This window comes from Lysinibacillus sp. NPDC058147 (assembly GCF_042884205.1).
In the GTDB taxonomy this organism is placed as follows: Bacteria; Bacillota; Bacilli; order Bacillales_A; family Planococcaceae; genus Lysinibacillus.
This window is the reverse complement of the sequence record NZ_JBHVUJ010000001.1, coordinates 286,147-303,407: the sequence shown is the minus strand read 5'-3', so window position 1 is coordinate 303,407 and position 17,261 is coordinate 286,147. Positions and strand designations below refer to the sequence as shown.

Sequence of the window (17,261 nt, the reverse complement as noted above, 5' to 3'; positions counted from 1 at the left end):
TTGAGCAATATTAACATTGGCAACTCATACAACTATGTCAGTGTAGAAATTTGATAAATTGGGAAAAGACATTATAACAAGACAAATCAAAATAAAAAAACTCGTAATTCTATTCTCGATTTATTCTAAGTTTTAACCTGTTGTCAAATTAGTCTCAAAGAGCAAAGGGAGGAAAATACCTTGACTACAATTAAAATTAATGGCCAACCGTATGATGTAGCAGAGGGAGCTACAATACTTGATACCATTAATCAACATGGCATCGCCCATCCACAAATTTGTCATGTACCATCTGTTGATCCTATCGAAACTTGTGATACATGTATCGTTGAAGTGAATGGACAATTAGTTCGCTCTTGTTCAACAAAAGCAGTAAACGGCATGGATATCCAACTTACTTCTGATAAAGCGAAAGCTGCACAAACAGAAGCGATGGATCGTTTACTAGAAAATCATTTACTGTACTGTACAGTTTGTGATAATAACAACGGAAATTGTACATTACACAACACAGCAGAATTAATGGAAATTGAACATCAAAAATATCCGTATAAACCAAAAGTTGAACCACATGAAGTAGACATGTCGCATCCGTTTTATCGATATGATCCAAACCAATGTATCGCATGCGGACAATGTGTAGAGGTTTGTCAAAACTTACAAGTTAATGAAACATTATCTCTTGACTGGGAAGCTGAAAGACCTAAAGTAATTTGGGATGAAGGCGTTGCCATTAACGATTCTTCATGTGTCGGCTGTGGGCAATGTGTAACTGTGTGTCCATGTAATGCCTTAATGGAAAAATCAATGCTTGGCGAAGCTGGTTTTATGACTGGACTTAAACAAGATACATTAGATCCGATGATTAACTTAATTAAGGAAGTTGAACCTGGGTATAGCGGTATCTTTGCTGTTTCCGAAGTCGAAGCTGCTATGCGTAGTAAACGTACTAAAAAAACAAAAACAGTTTGTACTTTCTGTGGTGTAGGTTGTTCGTTTGAAGTTTGGACAAAAGGTCGCAAAATTTTAAAAGTGCAACCTTCAGACGGTCCTGTAAATGCTATTTCTACTTGTGTAAAAGGAAAATTCGGTTGGGACTTCATCAACTCTGAAGAACGAATTACAAAACCATTAATTCGTAAAAATGATGCCTTTGTTGAATCTTCATGGGATGAAGCTCTTGACTTAATTGCTACTAAACTAGGTGGTATTCAAAAAGAATATGGATCTGGTTCTGTCGGCTTTATTTCTTCTTCAAAAATTACAAACGAAGAAAACTACTTGATTCAAAAAATGGCACGTCAATTATTCGAAACAAACGATGTCGATAACTGCTCACGCTATTGTCAATCTCCAGCTACAGATGGCCTACTACGCACAGTTGGTATAGGTGGCGACGCTGGAACGATCAAAGATATCGCAAAAGCTGGCCTTGTTATTATTGTTGGGGCAAACCCTGCAGAAGGTCACCCTGTTTTAGCTACTCGTGTAAAACGTGCTCATAAGTTACACGGTCAAAAATTAATTGTTGCCGACGTTCGTAAACATGAAATGGCTGAGCGTTCTGATATTTTCATGCGCCCAAAACAAGGAACAGACCAAGTATGGTTAATGGCCGTTACAAAATATATGATCGATCAAGGTTGGCATGATGAAGCCTTCATTAAAGAGAACGTACACTTCTTTGATGATTTTAAAGATGTACTTGAAACATACACACTAGAATATGCAGAAAAAGAAACGGGCATTTCAAAAGAAACGTTGATAAATGTTGCTGAAATGATTCGTGATGCTGACGGTACATGTGTACTTTGGGGTATGGGTGTTACTCAAAATACAGGTGGCTCATATACATCAGCTGCAATTTCTAACCTACTTCTAGCTACTGGTAACTATCGTCGTCCAGGTGCAGGTGCCTACCCTCTTCGTGGACACAACAATGTTCAAGGTGCTTGTGATATGGGTACATTACCAAATCTATTACCAGGTAATCAAAAAGTAATAGACGACGAAGCACGTAAGAAATTTGAAGAAGCATATGGTGTGAAAATCAAACCTGAACCAGGCCGTACGAATATGGCAATGTTAGATGCTATCATGGAAGGTAAAATGAAAGCTATGTATTTAGTGGGAGAAGATATGGCTCTTGTAGATTGCGATGCTAACCATGTAGATAAAGTACTTTCACATTTAGACTTCTTTGTTGTACAAGATTGCTTCCTTTCACGTACAGCACAATATGCGGATGTTATTTTACCAGCAGCACCTTCTCTTGAAAAAGAAGGTACTTTCACGAATACAGAGCGTCGTGTGCAACGACTATATCAAGTATTACCAACACTTGGTGAATCAAAAGCCGATTGGGAAATCCTTCAATTAGTAGCACGTCGTCTAGGTGCTGACTGGAATTACAATCACCCTAGTGAAATCTTTGCTGAAATGGCTAGTCTTGCTCCATTCTTCTCGCAAGCGAACTATGATGTATTAGAAAATTGGGGTAGCTTCTGTTGGGGTAGCCATGATGGTAAAGACACACCTTTACTATATGAGGATGGCTTTAACTTCCCTGACAAAAAAGCTCGTTTTGCTTTAAATGATTGGATCAGACCGGTTGAATATGAAGCGCAATATGATTGCCATATTAACAACGGTCGTATGCTTGAACACTTCCATGAAGGTAATATGACAAATAAATCAAAAGGTATTCAATCGAAAGTACCTGAAATTTTTGTTGAAGTATCACCAGAACTAGCAAAAGAACGCGGCATTGAAGATGGAGCTCTTCTACGTTTAGTGTCTCCTCAAGGCGCATTAAAATTAAATGCCCTAGTAACAGATCGCGTACAAGGAAATGAACTATTCTTACCAATGAACTCTGTTAGCAAAGATTCAGCGATTAATTTCTTAACGGGTCCGGCTGGCGACATCAATACATCGACACCGGCGTACAAACAAACAAAAGTACGCGTAGAAGTATTAAAACAAAAAGGAAAATCGCCACTTCCTAGAACAAACCCGCGTTATAAAAAACGTCATCCACAAAATGGTGTTGAGGTACAACGTAAATGGAATCGTCCTGGTTACGTTCACTTAACAACTAGCGAAAGGGAGTGATTTCATGGCTGCACCAATTACGACAATTCAAAAAGCGCAAGTAACAGAAGAACAACTAAAGGAAGAAAAGTTAGAGAATTTAAAGCAACTTCTTTCTGAGAATGAAGAAATGGTGAATCAAGTCTTTACAATCATGGCAGAATTAAATGATATTGGAGCGCTAGAAGCAGCTACGAAACTACTTGAAGCAAAAGAGGATGTTGCACATATTGCACTTGGTCAATTAACGCGTAAGCCTGTGACGAATATCATCAACAACTTAATGGGAGTTGCGGGAGCATTAACCGAATTGAATCCTGAAACAACAACAAAGCTTATTGAGGGCTTAAATACCGGCTTAGATGAAGCGAACAAAGCTGTTGAATCTGATGAAAAAGTTAGTGCCTTTAAGTTATTCAAAATGTTAAACGATCCTGATGTTAATCGTGCTGTAAACTTTGGCGTTCACTTCTTAAAAGGGCTTGGCAAAGGCCTAAAATAGGAAGGTGGTTTCTAATATGCTAACGAACGAACACATTTTAAAAACTTTGCAGAAAATCGATGATCCAGAACTTCATAAAAGCATCGTTGACTTGAATATGGTACGCAATATTCAAGTCAACGGTACGGATATCTCACTTGATATTATATTGACTATTCAAGGATGTCCTTTAAAAGCTAAAATCCAACAAGATGTTGAAGAAGCATTGAAAGCGATCGGTGCATCAAAAGTATCCATTACATTTGGTTCTATGACAGATGAAGAACGTCGTAGTTTAACAGCTTCTTTAAAATCAGAAAAAGTTACGGATAAAGGTATGCCTAAAATGCTTCTACCCGATTCTGGTGTCAAATTTATAGCAGTTACTAGTGGTAAAGGTGGCGTCGGTAAATCTACCGTGACGATTAACTTAGCAGTAGCTCTTGCCCGTCTCGGAAAACGTGTAGGTATTTTAGACGCCGACATATATGGATTCAGTATTCCTGCCATGATGAAGATTCAACAAAAGCCAACAATGCTTGACCAAACAGCTATTCCAGTAATAAGTCATGGTGTAAAAATCATGTCGATGGGTTTTTTCACAAACGAAAACCAACCTGTCATGTGGCGTGGCCCAATGCTCAACAAATGGATTCGTAATTTCCTTGTTAATACACATTGGGATGAATTAGATTATCTCCTTATAGATTTACCACCTGGTACAGGAGATGTAGCCATTGATATGGCGGCAATGATCCCACAAGCACAAGAAATTATTGTAACAACACCACATCTTGCAGCTTCTCATGTTGCTTCTCGTGCAGGTCTGATGGCTCAACATACGAACCACACGATCCTTGGTGTTATTGAAAACATGGCTTACTTTGAAAACTCAAATGGTGAAAAGAACTATTTATTCGGTCAAGGTGGCGCCGAAAAATTAGCAGATGAACTTCAGACAAGTATCATCGCTCAAATTCCATTTGCGCAACCTGAGGAAAATACAGGTTCTTCCGTTTATGATGAAGACTCCATTATCGGTGAGGTATTTACCCACCTTGCAGAAGATATGATGTATCAATAAAGCAAAACTTTCATCAGTGGGGGTTTCTTCATACCCAACTCACCAATTATGCTTTTGCGGGCCGATAATCCCTCGCCTAAGAGCATGATAAAACACAAAAATCCTTGTCTCACTTTTACACGAGACAAGGATTTTTTAATGGAACAATGTTCAAATTTGAAACACTTCCCTGTATGTAATTCAATAACCAGCCTTTTTTAAAACCTGCATAAAATAAAAACGGTACGTATTTTTAACGAAAGTATCTAAAGGCAGCCCAACATTTAATTGATACTTTGTAAAAATAAAATAAAAACGCTTATCCCATTTTAACCGTAATAATTCCCCAGCATCTTCACCGTATTTCTCCGTAAATTCCTCAATTAAAGGTTCAATCATATAGTAGCAGTAGTCTTTTAAGTTTGCGAGAGCCTCTATATCTTTCTCTTTTTGAAAACGAGTTATCCAATCTACTAATTGTTCATCCATTTTAAAATCCATCTCTCTTTATTGAGTTTCTTCCTATTATATTATAACTCTTTTTGTAAGTTTGCGCTTCACTCGTTTTTGAGATATTCAGACTTGTATCATTGACTATCCTAATTTGCGAGCCCTTTATTATATTCAATCCACTTTTCCATTTCTCTCTCTACTGCTCGATTTTGCCATTCAAACCAAATACCTGAACATTCACTACAGTGACTATCTACCCCACTTTTATTATGCATATCTTTACGTGTAAATACAGTTTTTTTACGACAGCTGTAGCAGTAAACTTCTTTCTCTTTATCAAATTCCATAACGATCAACTCCAACATTTTTACACATATTCCTTTCCGTTTTTTATATAAATTATTCGAATTTATTAAAGAATCTTTACGGAGGGAGAATGAGTTTAGTGAGAACATCATTAATTGCATGTGAATAATTCAATAGAGGCCAAGTGCAACAAAATACATTTTTCAAAGCAGTTGATCTGACCACATTCAGAATGAACTACATGAAAAAAGGTGCCTTAAATCCTTGATGCCAAAGGATTTAAAGCACTTTTCAGTTGATTCTAACTTGGTTCTTTTAGATCCTCACGAAGTGGTCTTTTTATGATTTATTGAAGCCAATTTAATTCCTCTTATAGTAATCAGTCACGACCTGCCTCGTAAAACTTCTGTGCAACCATAGCCGGTCTTGTACGCGTGTCCGTAAAGTGGTCACCATCGCCTACAATCAAGCGAAACTGCCCGAGCCGTCTAGACATATTCGGATGCCAGCCGTAATTCTCTCCTCGTGGCAAAGCGTTGTCTTGGTAGAAATAGACATAGCTTTTGGGTGTAGGTGGCGAGTAGAACTTTTTTAGATCCAGTTTCTAGAAAAGAGGCTTAGCCGGTTCCGGAGTAACGCTTTTATACATCCGTTTAGCTTCTTCTAAAGTGGCCGTATTAACGAATGAATCTCGAAAAAGGGAAAACGGCATAAAAATCGTATCGTCCTTAGAGCTGGCTCTGAGCTGTTCAAAACCTTGTATCATTCGGGAAGAAAATTCGTCAGCAACTGATTCTCCGTCTTTCAGTACGAACGCGTCCCAGAAAACAAGTCGTTTTATGCGATCCGGAACCTGTTCTGCAACCTTTTGAATGACTGATCCTCCAAAACTATGCCCGACGAGAACAAAGTTACATAGATTCCATTTCGTTATAAAATCAACGACGGACTTCGTGATCATCGCATGAGTGACATTTTTATTCGAATCTTCGCCGTGACCCGCGTATTCAGGTGTATAGACGTCATGCCCTCGACTGCGCAATTCTGCCACTACTCCATCCCAGAAATGAGCATCAGCCCAAGCACCATGCACTAGCACGAAAGTAAGCCGTTGCTGTGTGGGTAAACGATATCTTTCATCAAATTCAAGGGCACCATGGCTCCAAGGAGACCATCCATACATAGAATTGCGGACGTTAAATATTTATCCTTTGAACCCTATTTTAATAATCTGTTATTATTAAACTAATTACATAAAATAAACCAAATTGCATAATTACATACAAATTATAAGTGAGGTTTAATAATATGCAGAGAAAAACAAAATCGGCAATCGTTATCATTGCAGTATTGGTCATTTTTGGTAGCATTTTTGGTTACATCAAATTCACCGAACAAATGGAGAAACCTGGTCCCCAAAAAGAAAAAGCAAGTGTTGAAGTTGCTGGAGCACCGCTTGAAGATAAAATAGTTACAAAAGAAGAATTGTTATATCCTGACAATTTAATGGAACACAAAGTGAACGAAACCATTCATAGCATGTCTCATCAAAAGGTTGAAGCTAAAGTAAAATGGGGTCAAACGCAAATAACACAGGCTAAAGTTGACCGATTGTTAGCTGTTGTCAAAATGAACGATTATAAATATAAAGAACTTTACATTTCAATATTGGAAAGATGGTCGAAAGATGATTTTTCACACTCGGTAGAAGATCATAATTCGATATGGGAACTTCAAGGAGGTGACGAGTCAAGAAATTCAGGGAAAGCAATTCGTTTGTTGACTCCAGCTGAAGAGCAAACTTATATTGAAAACAATTTAGCATATGACTTATATGATAAATAGCGCCCAGTAATGGCACCATTTTTTATTTGTACGCCCTTTTAGGTTTGTTATCATAATAATAATTACTAAAATCCACCAAATTACTAACATACAAAAAAATTATCGGTGGAGGTTTATATATATGACAGAAGAAGAATTGCATCAATACTTTGCTTTAAATGCAAAAGCTTATGGGATGAAAAACATTTATAAGAAGTCTTTAGCTATTGAATTAATAAAACAAGGACACGACCTGTCTCATACAATGCGGTGCACTCATAAAGGACCTGTTAGATATAACTAAAAATAAATCACGAAATCAGTAACGTCATTTACTTAACCGTAGATGACGTTTTTCATTTTGCGGATAAATCATATGTAAAATTGTTTTCAATCAATAGCCGTTGTAGCTTCGTTTTCAGTTTTGTTATTCTTTGATGTGCAGCTGGTCGACTGATTTTTAATTCTTTGCTCAAATGAGTTGAATTATATTCTTTAGGGTATAACACATATTTGAGTTCGCTTTGTTCACGTTCAGTTATGTTCGTTTTAATTAATTCCATCATTTCTGAAGCAATCATATTTTCATTTATGTAATTTTCTTCACCAATAATATTCCCCATTAAAAATTCATCAGCTTCTACAATTACACCTTCGGTTGATTTACCATTTATACTCTCACCTTTCTTTGTTATGAACAAAAAATCATTTTCTACTTCATAATGCGAACAAAATTAAATTATTTTGCATGATTAATATTTTGTACATCCTTAACAGCTGTTCATCTAATGGCAGTTTTAATAAATTATGATTTTTCATAATTCTCCCTGGGAGAATCAATGATTTATCAGCAAAATCAATGTGTTTGCTTTCGATTAGTCCCAATGTTTTTATACGGACGCCTGTTTTATACATTGTCTGTATCACCACTGAATCTCGTAAACCAATAAATGTTGTATTATCCAAGAGTGAAAGCAAAATGTCCAATTCGGTTGAAGTTGCACCTTTCTTCACTTTTTTATCGACTTTGATTTGAATGTTTAACCAAAACTTAATTGGCAACCAACCATTATTGTGGCATTTACCCAATACTGCCTTCAGACATTTTAATCGAGTTAATTTTGTAGAATCTGTTACGTTTATGCTTTCTAACCATTTGTAAATTGTATTCACATTGATTTCTTCAACGTATTTAATTCCAGCTGCTTCAACGAATTGATTAAAAATTATTTTGTAATCTTTTAATGTACGTTCACGATAGCCATCCGATAGTAACATCGAATATTCCTTTTTTCTTTGTCAAAACAAAAAACCTCCAGTAATAATATTGGAAGTTGATTGTAACGATTTATTGGGGGGATTTACGTTAGGTTCGAATACCTTTAGTAATACCTACACCCGACAAACCGTTGGTACTATTGAGTTTTCCCAAAGTTTTTAAAAAATAATTAAGAGCCAATTTAAGATTATGCAGCTTAAATTGGCTTTTAATCTAATGTGATTCATTCAAAATTTTATATACTGTTGCTCGGCCAATGCCATCACAAATTAATATAAAAGGGCTTGTGCGTAAAATTACACACAAGTCCTTTTGTTATGCTTTCTCAATCACTCCAGTAGCTTAACACAAGACTTTGTAGCTCCCATCAAGTAATCTGTGTCAATGAATTTAGTTATGAAAGGTTCGAGGAGTGTCAAGAAAGGATTTATTAAACATAAAAAAGAAAAGATGACTTTTATAGTCACCTTTTCACTTGTAAGTAGCAATTTAGTTATTGAATTTTTGTTCGTAACGGTGGAAGAATGCCACTGCGTGCGCTCTTGCTAGAGAATTATTTGGTTTAAACTCTTCATTTGTTTTAGTAGTTGTTAAACCATTATCACGAAGGAATTTAATAGCTTCTGACTGAGATACAGTCTTACCATAATGCATTGTAGCTAAGATACGAGCGAAGTTACCCCGTGTGATATCCTTCCCTGCAATGGCTTGTTTGGATGCTGTGTTTGCACCTAGGACTGGTAGAGAGTATTTTGTAGCCAGTTGGTAGTTTACGTCTCCATACCATGAAGTTTTAGCTATCGTTGAAGCTAGTTCTGATGGTTTGGAGTAACGAAATAGGATAGATAACATTTGGTTTTCCGTTAAGTTAGTGTACGGTTTAAGTAAGTTTTCGTACTTACCTGTTGATGGGTTTTTCACGTTTGGGTATCCACTGATGATACCGATGTTGACTGCCCACTTAAAATCCTCAGCCCAGTATTGGTTTGCATTGTAATCAGCAAACTTTGATACATCAACGTTGCCCGTTGTGGGCAGTGTTACTGGAGGTGTTGGTGTTGGCGTTGGTGTTGGCGTTGGTGTTGAAGCTGAGTAGTTTAAATAACTTGATGCTACATACCCCTTTGTCCCGTCACTTCTTTTCACAGGATACCAAACAAAATGGTTTTTCTTCGTTGATACTTCTTCATATTCAAAAGGACCCGTAATGGTAACAATTTCGCCTTCACGTAAAGTACCCATAGAAGGACTATCAATAGAAGGTCTTGTTCTAAATTTTACATTAGTTGTTGTTGCACTAACTTTTTGATTTGTTTCAAAAAAATACTTTGATTTATTTAATGGTAAATCAAAATCATAGTTCATCTCAGAAAATTTAATATTTTCCCTGCTGTTAGAGTCATATTGAAAATCTTCGCGTGAAAAAGGCAGCTCTGTTAAGTCTATTAATTCCAATTTCTCAATAATTTGGAGAATTCTTTCTTGATAGGCATTTGTATTTCTTACATCAGTTGCTTGGACAATTGGACTATTTACTGGCTTAGTACCGTTATAAGCCATGATAGCGAAGTACCAATGTTCCAGTACATCTCTTTCACCACCGTTGATGCTAGGTAAATCCTTCCGCTTAAACATATTATCTAGAGTCTCTACACCAGCTTGAATATTATAGACAATATCGCTTTTTAGTCTATCTTGATTGTAGCCTGCTTTATTTGTAATTTGCATAATGCCAATTCCCTTATCAGCTGTCACAATCGCTTCACCATTCATATCGAAATGACGCCAATTTCCACTTTCACCTTCCGCTATTGCCTTCACAATTTCAGGAGGAACATCATAATTCAGTGCTGTTTCGGTTAACAAACAGTTCATTGTGGAAAAATCAGGGTTTACTTTCGATGCCGAATTATAATCACATGTATTTGCAATATTATTAGCTAATACATTTTTATCTATATTTATAGATAGAGAGAGGGCACCAATGGCAATAACACTAATCAATGGTTTCAATATCTTTTTCATATCTGAATATTACACTTCCTTTCATATTATTTAAAGTTAAAAGATTCAGATATATGTTATCATAAACCCAATATTTGAGATAGGGGTAATAGTCAATGTTTCTTTCATTCAACAGTATAGATTGATAAATGGTAACTATAACATATATTGTAATATCGATTGTTGGATTTTTACCTTTTTGTGAAATAGGTAAGCTTCCTAAAGTCCATGGAAACAAGCCCAAGCCAAATCTATCAACTCTTACAGGCTCGTTAAAACAACCCTTTCTAATTTTAGCAACCAAAATACACTACTAGATGTATAATGGTTCAAGCTCAGCCAACCATTGATGAAACTTACCTAAGAATGATTTCAAAACCTTTAGACGTGTAAGCTTTGTTTGATTCACTACCTGCATACTATCAAGCGTGTCTACTGTGATTTCTTCCAAATAGGTAACCCCTGTACTTTTTGAGAAATTCATCAGAATTGTATTGTAATCTTTGATAGTTCGAGGACGATAACCGCTCACCTCCATTTGATTAACTATAGTTCCTAGTGCTTCTGGAAAAGACTTGTAGCGAGCTGTGACAATCTTTTCTTCTTTGATAGAAGAGGTAAGCTCCTTAGTTGTCAATGTGAAGTCTACATCAAATAATCCCGACTTTTTGGTCATAAAAAAATCTTCCATAAAATTGAATTGGAAGTTGATTTCAGTACTATATTCACGTAATTTTCAGGGTAATAAAAAAGGGATTCTGCATCAGTGACCGAAGCCCCGACCGAATCCCTAGTTTCTCACAAATCCAATTGTATCAATGGTTTGTGACTGCTTTATAGACGTCCCAGGAGGGATTCGAACCCCCGACCGACGGCTTAGAAGGCCGTTGCTCTATCCTGCTGAGCTACTGAGACATGATGTTATTTTTTATGTAGTCCATATAAGGACAATATTTATTATATGTGCTTTATATCATAATGTCAACATTAATTTAACTATGAAGGCAAGGTTTGCCTCAATATTAATATTATATGATTTCCTGTACCCCATTATGCCCTCCTCATCTCTATTTTTGCTAAAATAATGAAATGCAAAAAACTGGCGGAAGCTATCAGAGTAACTGGCAGTGCGCAAGGGATTAGCAAAGGTATTGTACTTGCGTATGCACGAAATGGCCAATGTTGTTATTGCTGATGTAAATAAAGTATTAGGGCTGCAATTAGAAAAAGATTTACTTGTGCAAGGATATTCTGTTCTTTTTGCTCAAACAGATGTTAAGAAAGAACAGGAAATAGATTCTTTAATGCCAAAAGCAGTAGAGCATTTTGATACTATCCATATTTTAATAAATAATGCGGGGAAATTTCAACATAAATCTCTTGTGCAAGCACAAAGCCGATTCCGACGCAATTATGCCGAGGCATAATTGATCGAGTGTCTTTTTGTGTTCAAGGGAGGCTGCAAAATTTATGCGAGCTAATGTCCATGATGGCTCAATCGTTTCTATGGCCTCTACACGTGCTAGATGTCTGAGCACCATACTGAAGCCTATGTAGCAACAAAATGCGGTATCGTTGCATTAACACATGCTTTAGCGCGTTCTTTAAGTCCAGATAATATAACGGTTAATTGTATTTCGCCTGGTTGGATTGAAACAGGTGATTATGAACAGCTCCGTAAAATTGATCACGAGCAGCATTTATCGGGGCGTGTAGGCGTATCTGAAGACACTGCACAGGCTTGCTTATATTTAACTTCATTCAGCAGGTGTCCAAAACCCGCTGAATGAAGTTAAAGCCTCCGGCGGATGTCACGGAATCGGAAAGGAGTTCTTTGTGCAAGCACAAAGTCGATTCTGGACACAATTATGCCAAGGCATAATTAATCTAGTCCCACAAAAAATTTCGTCATAGGCATTAATCTAACAGTTGATGGTGGGATGACTAAAAAAATGATGTATGAAGAATAGCCATATCCATATTTACTCCTTTCAATAAATTGTTCTTTCATATATGGAAATACATCAGAGTATTCTACATTAAGAAGAAAATTAGAAGGAGTGGAAATACATTGTACCCGTATTCAAATGTATTTTTCGCAAGTCCCTTAAGCACGCTCTATACAGGCTCTTACACAAACTATACTGCACCTGTTCGCCATTTTTTACGGCCGCAGAAAGATTATCGTCGCTGTATCAGTAAGGCTGAATCGGATTTTATGGCAATGAATCGAATATTATGGATGGAGCATGTCAATTGGACGAGGATGACGATTATAAGTATTGTCTTTGGCTTACCTGATTTGCCCTTTGTGCAAGAACGACTGTTACAAAATGCCACGGACTTAGGCAATTGTCTACGTCCATTTTACGGTGACCAGATTGCTGATCGTTACGCTGAGCTAATTAAAGAACATCTTCTTATTGCTGCGCAGTTAGTAACTGCAGCTGCCAAAGGAGATACAGCAACAGCGGATGCAAAGGAAAAGGAATGGTATCGGAATGCTGATGACATTGCAATATTTTTGAATCAAATTAATCCATACTTGAGTGTTGAGGAAGTACAAAAAATGTTCTACACACATTTAGCTTTAACAAAAAAAGAAGCCGTGACTATGATCCAGAAAAACTATCAAGAGGATATTCAAGTTTTTGATGACATTGAAGCAGAGGCACTTGCTATGTCGGATATGATTGCAAGCGCCATTGTAATGCAATTTGGTCATCTTTTTTATTAACGTTAATGGTTTTTTATGTTTTCCAAAATTGGTAAAAAAATTTTAGCCTCTTTACTCTTCGAATAATGAGCAATAGGTTGAATGCCTTGTATAGATTCCTTCACAAATGGAGCTAGTGTGTTGCTTTCAATGTTTATATGGACTCGTTGTAGCTGCCATGGCATATGATCTATATCTATGCGAACTAGAGAACTCTTCCACTTTGACCAAGAATGATAACGTTCCACTAACCATTTATCAAAGGTAGAACTGCTTATTTCACTGGCAATCGGTTGATAAGAAATTTTCAACCTTTCATCCAGTGAACCGTGATATAAACTTGTAAAAGAAAAATTGTTCTCTTTTTGTTTTAAAGCTATTTTTGAATGACGATATGATAAACTGCCCATTGTTGCTAGTTGTACAATAAAACGATTCGTAACATCTGAATTAAAGAAATAGACTCCTTTCATGCCGTTATATGTTACATATGTCCGGACATTAAGTTGCAAATGAAAACCTACTCCTGGTAATGGTGGTAGAAATCTTAGTCGTTGTCCTCTTACTTTAAAAAGGACAGCACTAAGCCAAGCGTTATTTTCATAGAGATCCAGTTGCAACTCTTGCGGAATGTACTGCTCTAAATCCTTAGGTGAAACTGGCCAATGTAGAAACAACACATCTTGCCATATTTGCGTTAAAATCCACTGTTTACTCCACATAAAATAACTCCTTTCTGTAGTTAAATTCTTTCCTACAAAGGAGCTATTCAAACGAAAATGGCTATTTTTGTTCTGAATCTAATGTTTCTTTTTCAACATATTGGTAATATAAATTGCGTAATTCGGATTCTTTATAATTGCCTAGATGACTTTTATATTGTGGATGCACCAAAATACCATGATCCCGAAGTTGCTTCACAAACCAACCTTTTGAATACTTATGCACTTTACACATTCCCTTCACTGCTATTCATAACATAGCGTATGCTCAGGAATTTATGTAGTGACTTTTTTTCAAAATAAAAAAAACGAAGAGTTTATTTATATAAGGGTATAGGCATAGAGGATAATTAGTCATATTAGAGGCTGATTACCCTCTTTTTATATGTATTCAATTGTAGAACAGCGAAGCTTATTAAACAATCGCGCCCTATTGTTGAAGATCATAAAATATAAAAAGTGACGTACTGCATACATACGTTGTAATGAAGTAAACTATATTATTAAAAGCACAAATGATGTTGTGCTGTTTGACTCTTCAATAGGAGTTGGATAATTACAGAATATTAGGTAGGAATTATTAAGAAAAGAAGGAGAGATACGATGTACGATCAAGTCGCGATTTTTATTTTTAGAGCCCTGTTAATTCTAACGGTTTTAGTTGTTGTGATTGGAGTCCCACTTGGGGATACACTGTTTAGAAAAAAATAAGACTGCATCCAAATGTTTTATTAAAAGTCAAGATTTTAAGTGATGCACTTAATGTATCAGCATCCTTTATACAATGTGTAACATTATAATAAGTTATTTTAAAGCTGAACAAAACACAAAAATTAGTTCAGCTTTTATTTGTGTTTAAAGGAATGATATGAAAGTATAATTTAAGATAGATGTTAAATTCTTCAACTAACGGCGCAGTTTAGTTGAACAAGAGATGCTATACTATACACATTATTACCAGTAAAGATGGTGAACTAATGGGACAAGTGCTAAAAGAAATGTTGTCTCCGAGTAATCAATATAAAGTTCAAATTATTAAGCGTAAGGATGGTCTTTTTACCACAGAGTTATATATGTGGCAGGGAGACTGGGATATGAGTATTGGAGTCCTATAAAAAAGGATTGTCTTTGATTGAGACGGAGAAAGGTGCAGTGACGTTAGCCATTGACCATTTAAGAGAATATTCTGGTGAGATTATCACTCCTTAATTACTTCACTAACGGTACAGTTTAGTTGAATAGGGGGTTGATGTAAAGGAGGATAAAATGAATATATATTGTAAGAGTGCATTACATCAAATTAAAGTCGCTGTAACGACAATTGTTGAAATGATAGAAAAGTTAACAGAAAATGACTTGCAAAAAAGGCCTACACCTAATAAGCAGTCCATAGGAGAGCTGTTAGAACATATTGCTATAATTTGTGAAGCTGATTCGCTTATTTCGGACGGGGCATCTCAAGACTCGATGAACAAATTTTATTCAAGTGTTTCATATAAAAGTCTAAATGGGATTAGAGAAGCATTGATAAAAAATCATCAATTTTTAGAAGATAAATTTATGAATTTCACAGAAGTCGAACTTCAAGTGGAAGTTACTTCTTTTTGGGGTGTTACATACTCACGATATGAATGGTTGTTAGAGATTGTAGCTCACATTTATCATCACAGAGGGCAATTACACTCTATGCTTATTCATTGTTATGGAATAGACCCAAAAGTTCCATTGTTTGAATAGAACTTTACTATTGAACTAAACCAGCTAATAGATTGTCAATAAAAATCTTTTAAATTATAAAACACTTCATGCTATACTAAAAAGCGCAACCCAAATAACCCTCCGAATTAAATTTGGAAGGTTTTTGTTGTATTTGAAAATGCTGTCACTACGTGGTTTCTTGGAATGGTGTTTTCGTTTTTAAAATCGCATAAATCCAATGTAAAAGCTTATTTGCACAAGCAATAATGGCTACTTTATATGGCTTTCCTTCCTCACGTTTTAAATCGTAGAAGGCTCGTAATCGCTTATTTCGTGCGATAGTTTCAGGTGTTGTTTTCTTTTTCCGACTATCTCGAATAGAACAACGAACAGCTGTATAAAGCATGTGGCGAAGCCTAGCCGAGCCGCGTTTAGTAATGTGATTTTTCGTGCCTTTAAAGCGACCTGATTCAAACACACTGGGATCTAGTCCTGCAAATGCTACTAACTTTTTCGGATGATTAAACCGATCAATTTCTCCGATTTCTGAAATAATCGTTGCAGCGATTTTTTCACCAATACCGGGAATTGATTGGAGTAATTCATATTCTTCAAGTTGTGCCGCTAACTCATCAATCTCACGCTCCAACGTAGAAAGTTGTTGGTGGTACACTTGAAGTAAATCAATATACATATTCAAGCTGACTAGAAGACTTTGATAAAGAGTTGATTGAAATGGATTGCGTTCTGCAGCTCCGATTAATTTTTCCGATCTTTCGAGTGCCCAATTAAACGAACGTGCTTTGCAATGTGTATCAATGAATTGTGCGATCTCTTCTACACCTGCTTCTTTGACTGATTCAGAAGTAGGGTAAGCTTGTAAAGTTTTTATGGAAATCTCAGCGTATAAATCGCCAAAAACTCCTTTGTACTCAGGGAATATTTGATCTAATACGGCTTGAAATTGAAGCTTTGTTTGAATCATAATTCCTGTCATATTTTCATGTTGCCTTGTTAGATGCCGAAGGTTTAATAACTGTACACCACGCTTTTTCTGAGGCGCTAAATCCTCTTTGTAATACAGTTCGCCTAAGTGATAAGCATCAATGGCATCTGTTTTGGTTTTTCGCAAGCTAGAACTTTTTGCTCGGTAAGATATCAGTGGATTTACGATAATGACCATGTATTCTCTTGCTTCTAAAAACTGTACAACTGGGGCATGATAGTGACCCGTTGATTCCAAAACAACAGGTGGCTTCATTCCTGTTTGACGCTCTAAATCTAATAAATAAGAGTGTAACTCTTCCAATCCATCCACCGTATGATCAACTTTCACGCTGCTTTTATAGGGCATTTTTTTATCCAAGAACATTTGAACCTGACTTTCACCTTTTGCGACATCCAGACCAACTACTGGATTCATAGTTTATCTCCTCCCAAGGTGGTATTGACCGGTAACCTCTATCTAGCTTGTTATTCATATCTTGCTTGTTATACGAGATCGTAATGTCCCAACCAGCCTAATCATGTGTTAACAAGTAGAGGGCGAACAGTTTAGTTGTCGGGATCAAGTCCCACGGGTGCTTCCGTTCGACCCCGGCTACTATCAATCTATAAATTGA

At 36.4% G+C, this 17,261-nt stretch carries 18 protein-coding genes, 1 tRNA gene and 2 pseudogenes; 9 read left to right on the top strand and 12 right to left on the bottom strand.

Annotated elements, in window-relative coordinates; translation table 11 throughout:
- Window positions 1-180: 180 nt before the first annotated feature.
- Genes fdhF through ACFVT8_RS01455 form a run of 3 tightly spaced genes read left to right on the top strand, consistent with a single transcriptional unit; the run spans window position 181 to window position 4,658 of the window.
- Window positions 181-3,114 carry a formate dehydrogenase subunit alpha gene (fdhF, locus tag ACFVT8_RS01465; protein ID WP_387082276.1) on the top strand — a complete coding sequence of 978 codons (2,934 nt, stop codon included), beginning with the start codon at window positions 181-183 and terminating at the stop codon, window positions 3,112-3,114.
- Window positions 3,115-3,118: 4 nt separating this feature from the next.
- Entirely contained in the window at window positions 3,119-3,595 is a 477-nt protein-coding gene (locus ACFVT8_RS01460; RefSeq protein ID WP_387082277.1) for a helical membrane plugin domain-containing protein, read from the top strand.
- Between the two features lie 16 nt (window positions 3,596-3,611).
- The gene (locus ACFVT8_RS01455; protein WP_387082278.1) at window positions 3,612-4,658 is read left to right on the top strand and encodes an Mrp/NBP35 family ATP-binding protein; all 1,047 of its coding nucleotides are present in this window, start codon (window positions 3,612-3,614) and stop codon (window positions 4,656-4,658) included.
- Between the two features lie 180 nt (window positions 4,659-4,838).
- Here the strand turns inward: ACFVT8_RS01455 and ACFVT8_RS01450 are convergent, their stop codons facing one another.
- The 3 genes from ACFVT8_RS01450 to ACFVT8_RS01440 all read right to left on the bottom strand — a co-directional run bounded on the left by ACFVT8_RS01450 (window position 4,839) and on the right by ACFVT8_RS01440 (window position 6,579).
- Window positions 4,839-5,126 (bottom strand): hypothetical protein, encoded by a 288-nt coding sequence (locus ACFVT8_RS01450; protein ID WP_053596691.1) that lies wholly within the window; start codon window positions 5,124-5,126, stop codon window positions 4,839-4,841.
- A 110-nt stretch (window positions 5,127-5,236) separates the two neighbouring features.
- Window positions 5,237-5,437: a hypothetical protein gene (locus ACFVT8_RS01445; protein WP_387082279.1), complete on the bottom strand. Its 201-nt coding sequence runs from the start codon at window positions 5,435-5,437 to the stop codon at window positions 5,237-5,239.
- Window positions 5,438-6,000: 563 nt separating this feature from the next.
- Window positions 6,001-6,579, bottom strand: a complete 579-nt coding sequence (locus ACFVT8_RS01440; RefSeq protein ID WP_387082280.1) for an alpha/beta fold hydrolase — start codon at window positions 6,577-6,579, stop codon at window positions 6,001-6,003.
- 125 nt (window positions 6,580-6,704) lie between these two features.
- On the opposite strand from ACFVT8_RS01440, the gene ACFVT8_RS01435 reads away from it, so the two are divergent.
- Window positions 6,705-7,241 (top strand): DUF6241 domain-containing protein, encoded by a 537-nt coding sequence (locus ACFVT8_RS01435; RefSeq protein ID WP_387082281.1) that lies wholly within the window; start codon window positions 6,705-6,707, stop codon window positions 7,239-7,241.
- Between the two features lie 121 nt (window positions 7,242-7,362).
- Window positions 7,363-7,524 (top strand): hypothetical protein, encoded by a 162-nt coding sequence (locus ACFVT8_RS01430; RefSeq protein ID WP_387082282.1) that lies wholly within the window; start codon window positions 7,363-7,365, stop codon window positions 7,522-7,524.
- A gap of 52 nt (window positions 7,525-7,576) precedes the next feature.
- Here the strand turns inward: ACFVT8_RS01430 and ACFVT8_RS01425 are convergent, their stop codons facing one another.
- The 6 genes from ACFVT8_RS01425 to ACFVT8_RS01400 all read right to left on the bottom strand — a co-directional run bounded on the left by ACFVT8_RS01425 (window position 7,577) and on the right by ACFVT8_RS01400 (window position 11,418).
- A complete protein-coding gene (locus ACFVT8_RS01425) occupies window positions 7,577-7,921 on the bottom strand; it encodes a hypothetical protein (protein ID WP_387082283.1) in 345 nt (114 codons plus the stop codon).
- Between the two features lie 16 nt (window positions 7,922-7,937).
- A complete protein-coding gene (locus ACFVT8_RS01420) occupies window positions 7,938-8,498 on the bottom strand; it encodes a tyrosine-type recombinase/integrase (RefSeq protein WP_387082284.1) in 561 nt (186 codons plus the stop codon).
- 490 nt (window positions 8,499-8,988) lie between these two features.
- On the bottom strand, window positions 8,989-10,524 hold the full coding sequence (locus ACFVT8_RS01415) for an SH3 domain-containing protein (RefSeq protein ID WP_387082285.1): 1,536 nt from the start codon (window positions 10,522-10,524) through the stop codon (window positions 8,989-8,991).
- A complete protein-coding gene (locus ACFVT8_RS01410; protein ID WP_387082286.1) occupies window positions 10,496-10,807 on the bottom strand; it encodes a hypothetical protein in 312 nt (103 codons plus the stop codon). The genes ACFVT8_RS01415 and ACFVT8_RS01410 overlap by 29 nt, the downstream gene beginning before the upstream one ends.
- Window positions 10,808-10,816: 9 nt before the next feature.
- A complete protein-coding gene (locus ACFVT8_RS01405) occupies window positions 10,817-11,179 on the bottom strand; it encodes a hypothetical protein (protein ID WP_387082287.1) in 363 nt (120 codons plus the stop codon).
- A 165-nt stretch (window positions 11,180-11,344) separates the two neighbouring features.
- Window positions 11,345-11,418 (bottom strand) — tRNA-Arg (locus tag ACFVT8_RS01400).
- 248 nt (window positions 11,419-11,666) lie between these two features.
- Between ACFVT8_RS01400 and ACFVT8_RS01395 the strand changes: the two are divergent.
- A pseudogene (locus ACFVT8_RS01395) lies at window positions 11,667-12,293 on the top strand (SDR family oxidoreductase).
- A 281-nt stretch (window positions 12,294-12,574) separates the two neighbouring features.
- A complete protein-coding gene (locus ACFVT8_RS01390) occupies window positions 12,575-13,240 on the top strand; it encodes a hypothetical protein (RefSeq protein WP_387082288.1) in 666 nt (221 codons plus the stop codon).
- Window positions 13,241-13,242: 2 nt separating this feature from the next.
- Here the strand turns inward: ACFVT8_RS01390 and ACFVT8_RS01385 are convergent, their stop codons facing one another.
- Window positions 13,243-13,941, bottom strand: a complete 699-nt coding sequence (locus ACFVT8_RS01385) for a YqjF family protein (protein ID WP_387082289.1) — start codon at window positions 13,939-13,941, stop codon at window positions 13,243-13,245.
- 61 nt (window positions 13,942-14,002) lie between these two features.
- Window positions 14,003-14,176 carry a DUF2639 domain-containing protein gene (locus tag ACFVT8_RS01380; RefSeq protein WP_328009103.1) on the bottom strand — a complete coding sequence of 58 codons (174 nt, stop codon included), beginning with the start codon at window positions 14,174-14,176 and terminating at the stop codon, window positions 14,003-14,005.
- Window positions 14,177-14,918: 742 nt separating this feature from the next.
- On the opposite strand from ACFVT8_RS01380, the pseudogene ACFVT8_RS01375 reads away from it, so the two are divergent.
- Together ACFVT8_RS01375 and ACFVT8_RS01370 are read left to right on the top strand one after the other, a co-directional pair.
- Window positions 14,919-15,150, top strand: a pseudogene (locus ACFVT8_RS01375) (hypothetical protein).
- A gap of 57 nt (window positions 15,151-15,207) precedes the next feature.
- Window positions 15,208-15,678, top strand: a complete 471-nt coding sequence (locus ACFVT8_RS01370) for a DinB family protein (RefSeq protein WP_387082290.1) — start codon at window positions 15,208-15,210, stop codon at window positions 15,676-15,678.
- 148 nt (window positions 15,679-15,826) lie between these two features.
- On the opposite strand, the gene ACFVT8_RS01365 is transcribed toward ACFVT8_RS01370, so the two are convergent.
- Window positions 15,827-17,062 (bottom strand): IS110 family RNA-guided transposase, encoded by a 1,236-nt coding sequence (locus tag ACFVT8_RS01365; protein WP_387082291.1) that lies wholly within the window; start codon window positions 17,060-17,062, stop codon window positions 15,827-15,829.
- Between the last annotated feature and the right edge of the window lie 199 nt (window positions 17,063-17,261).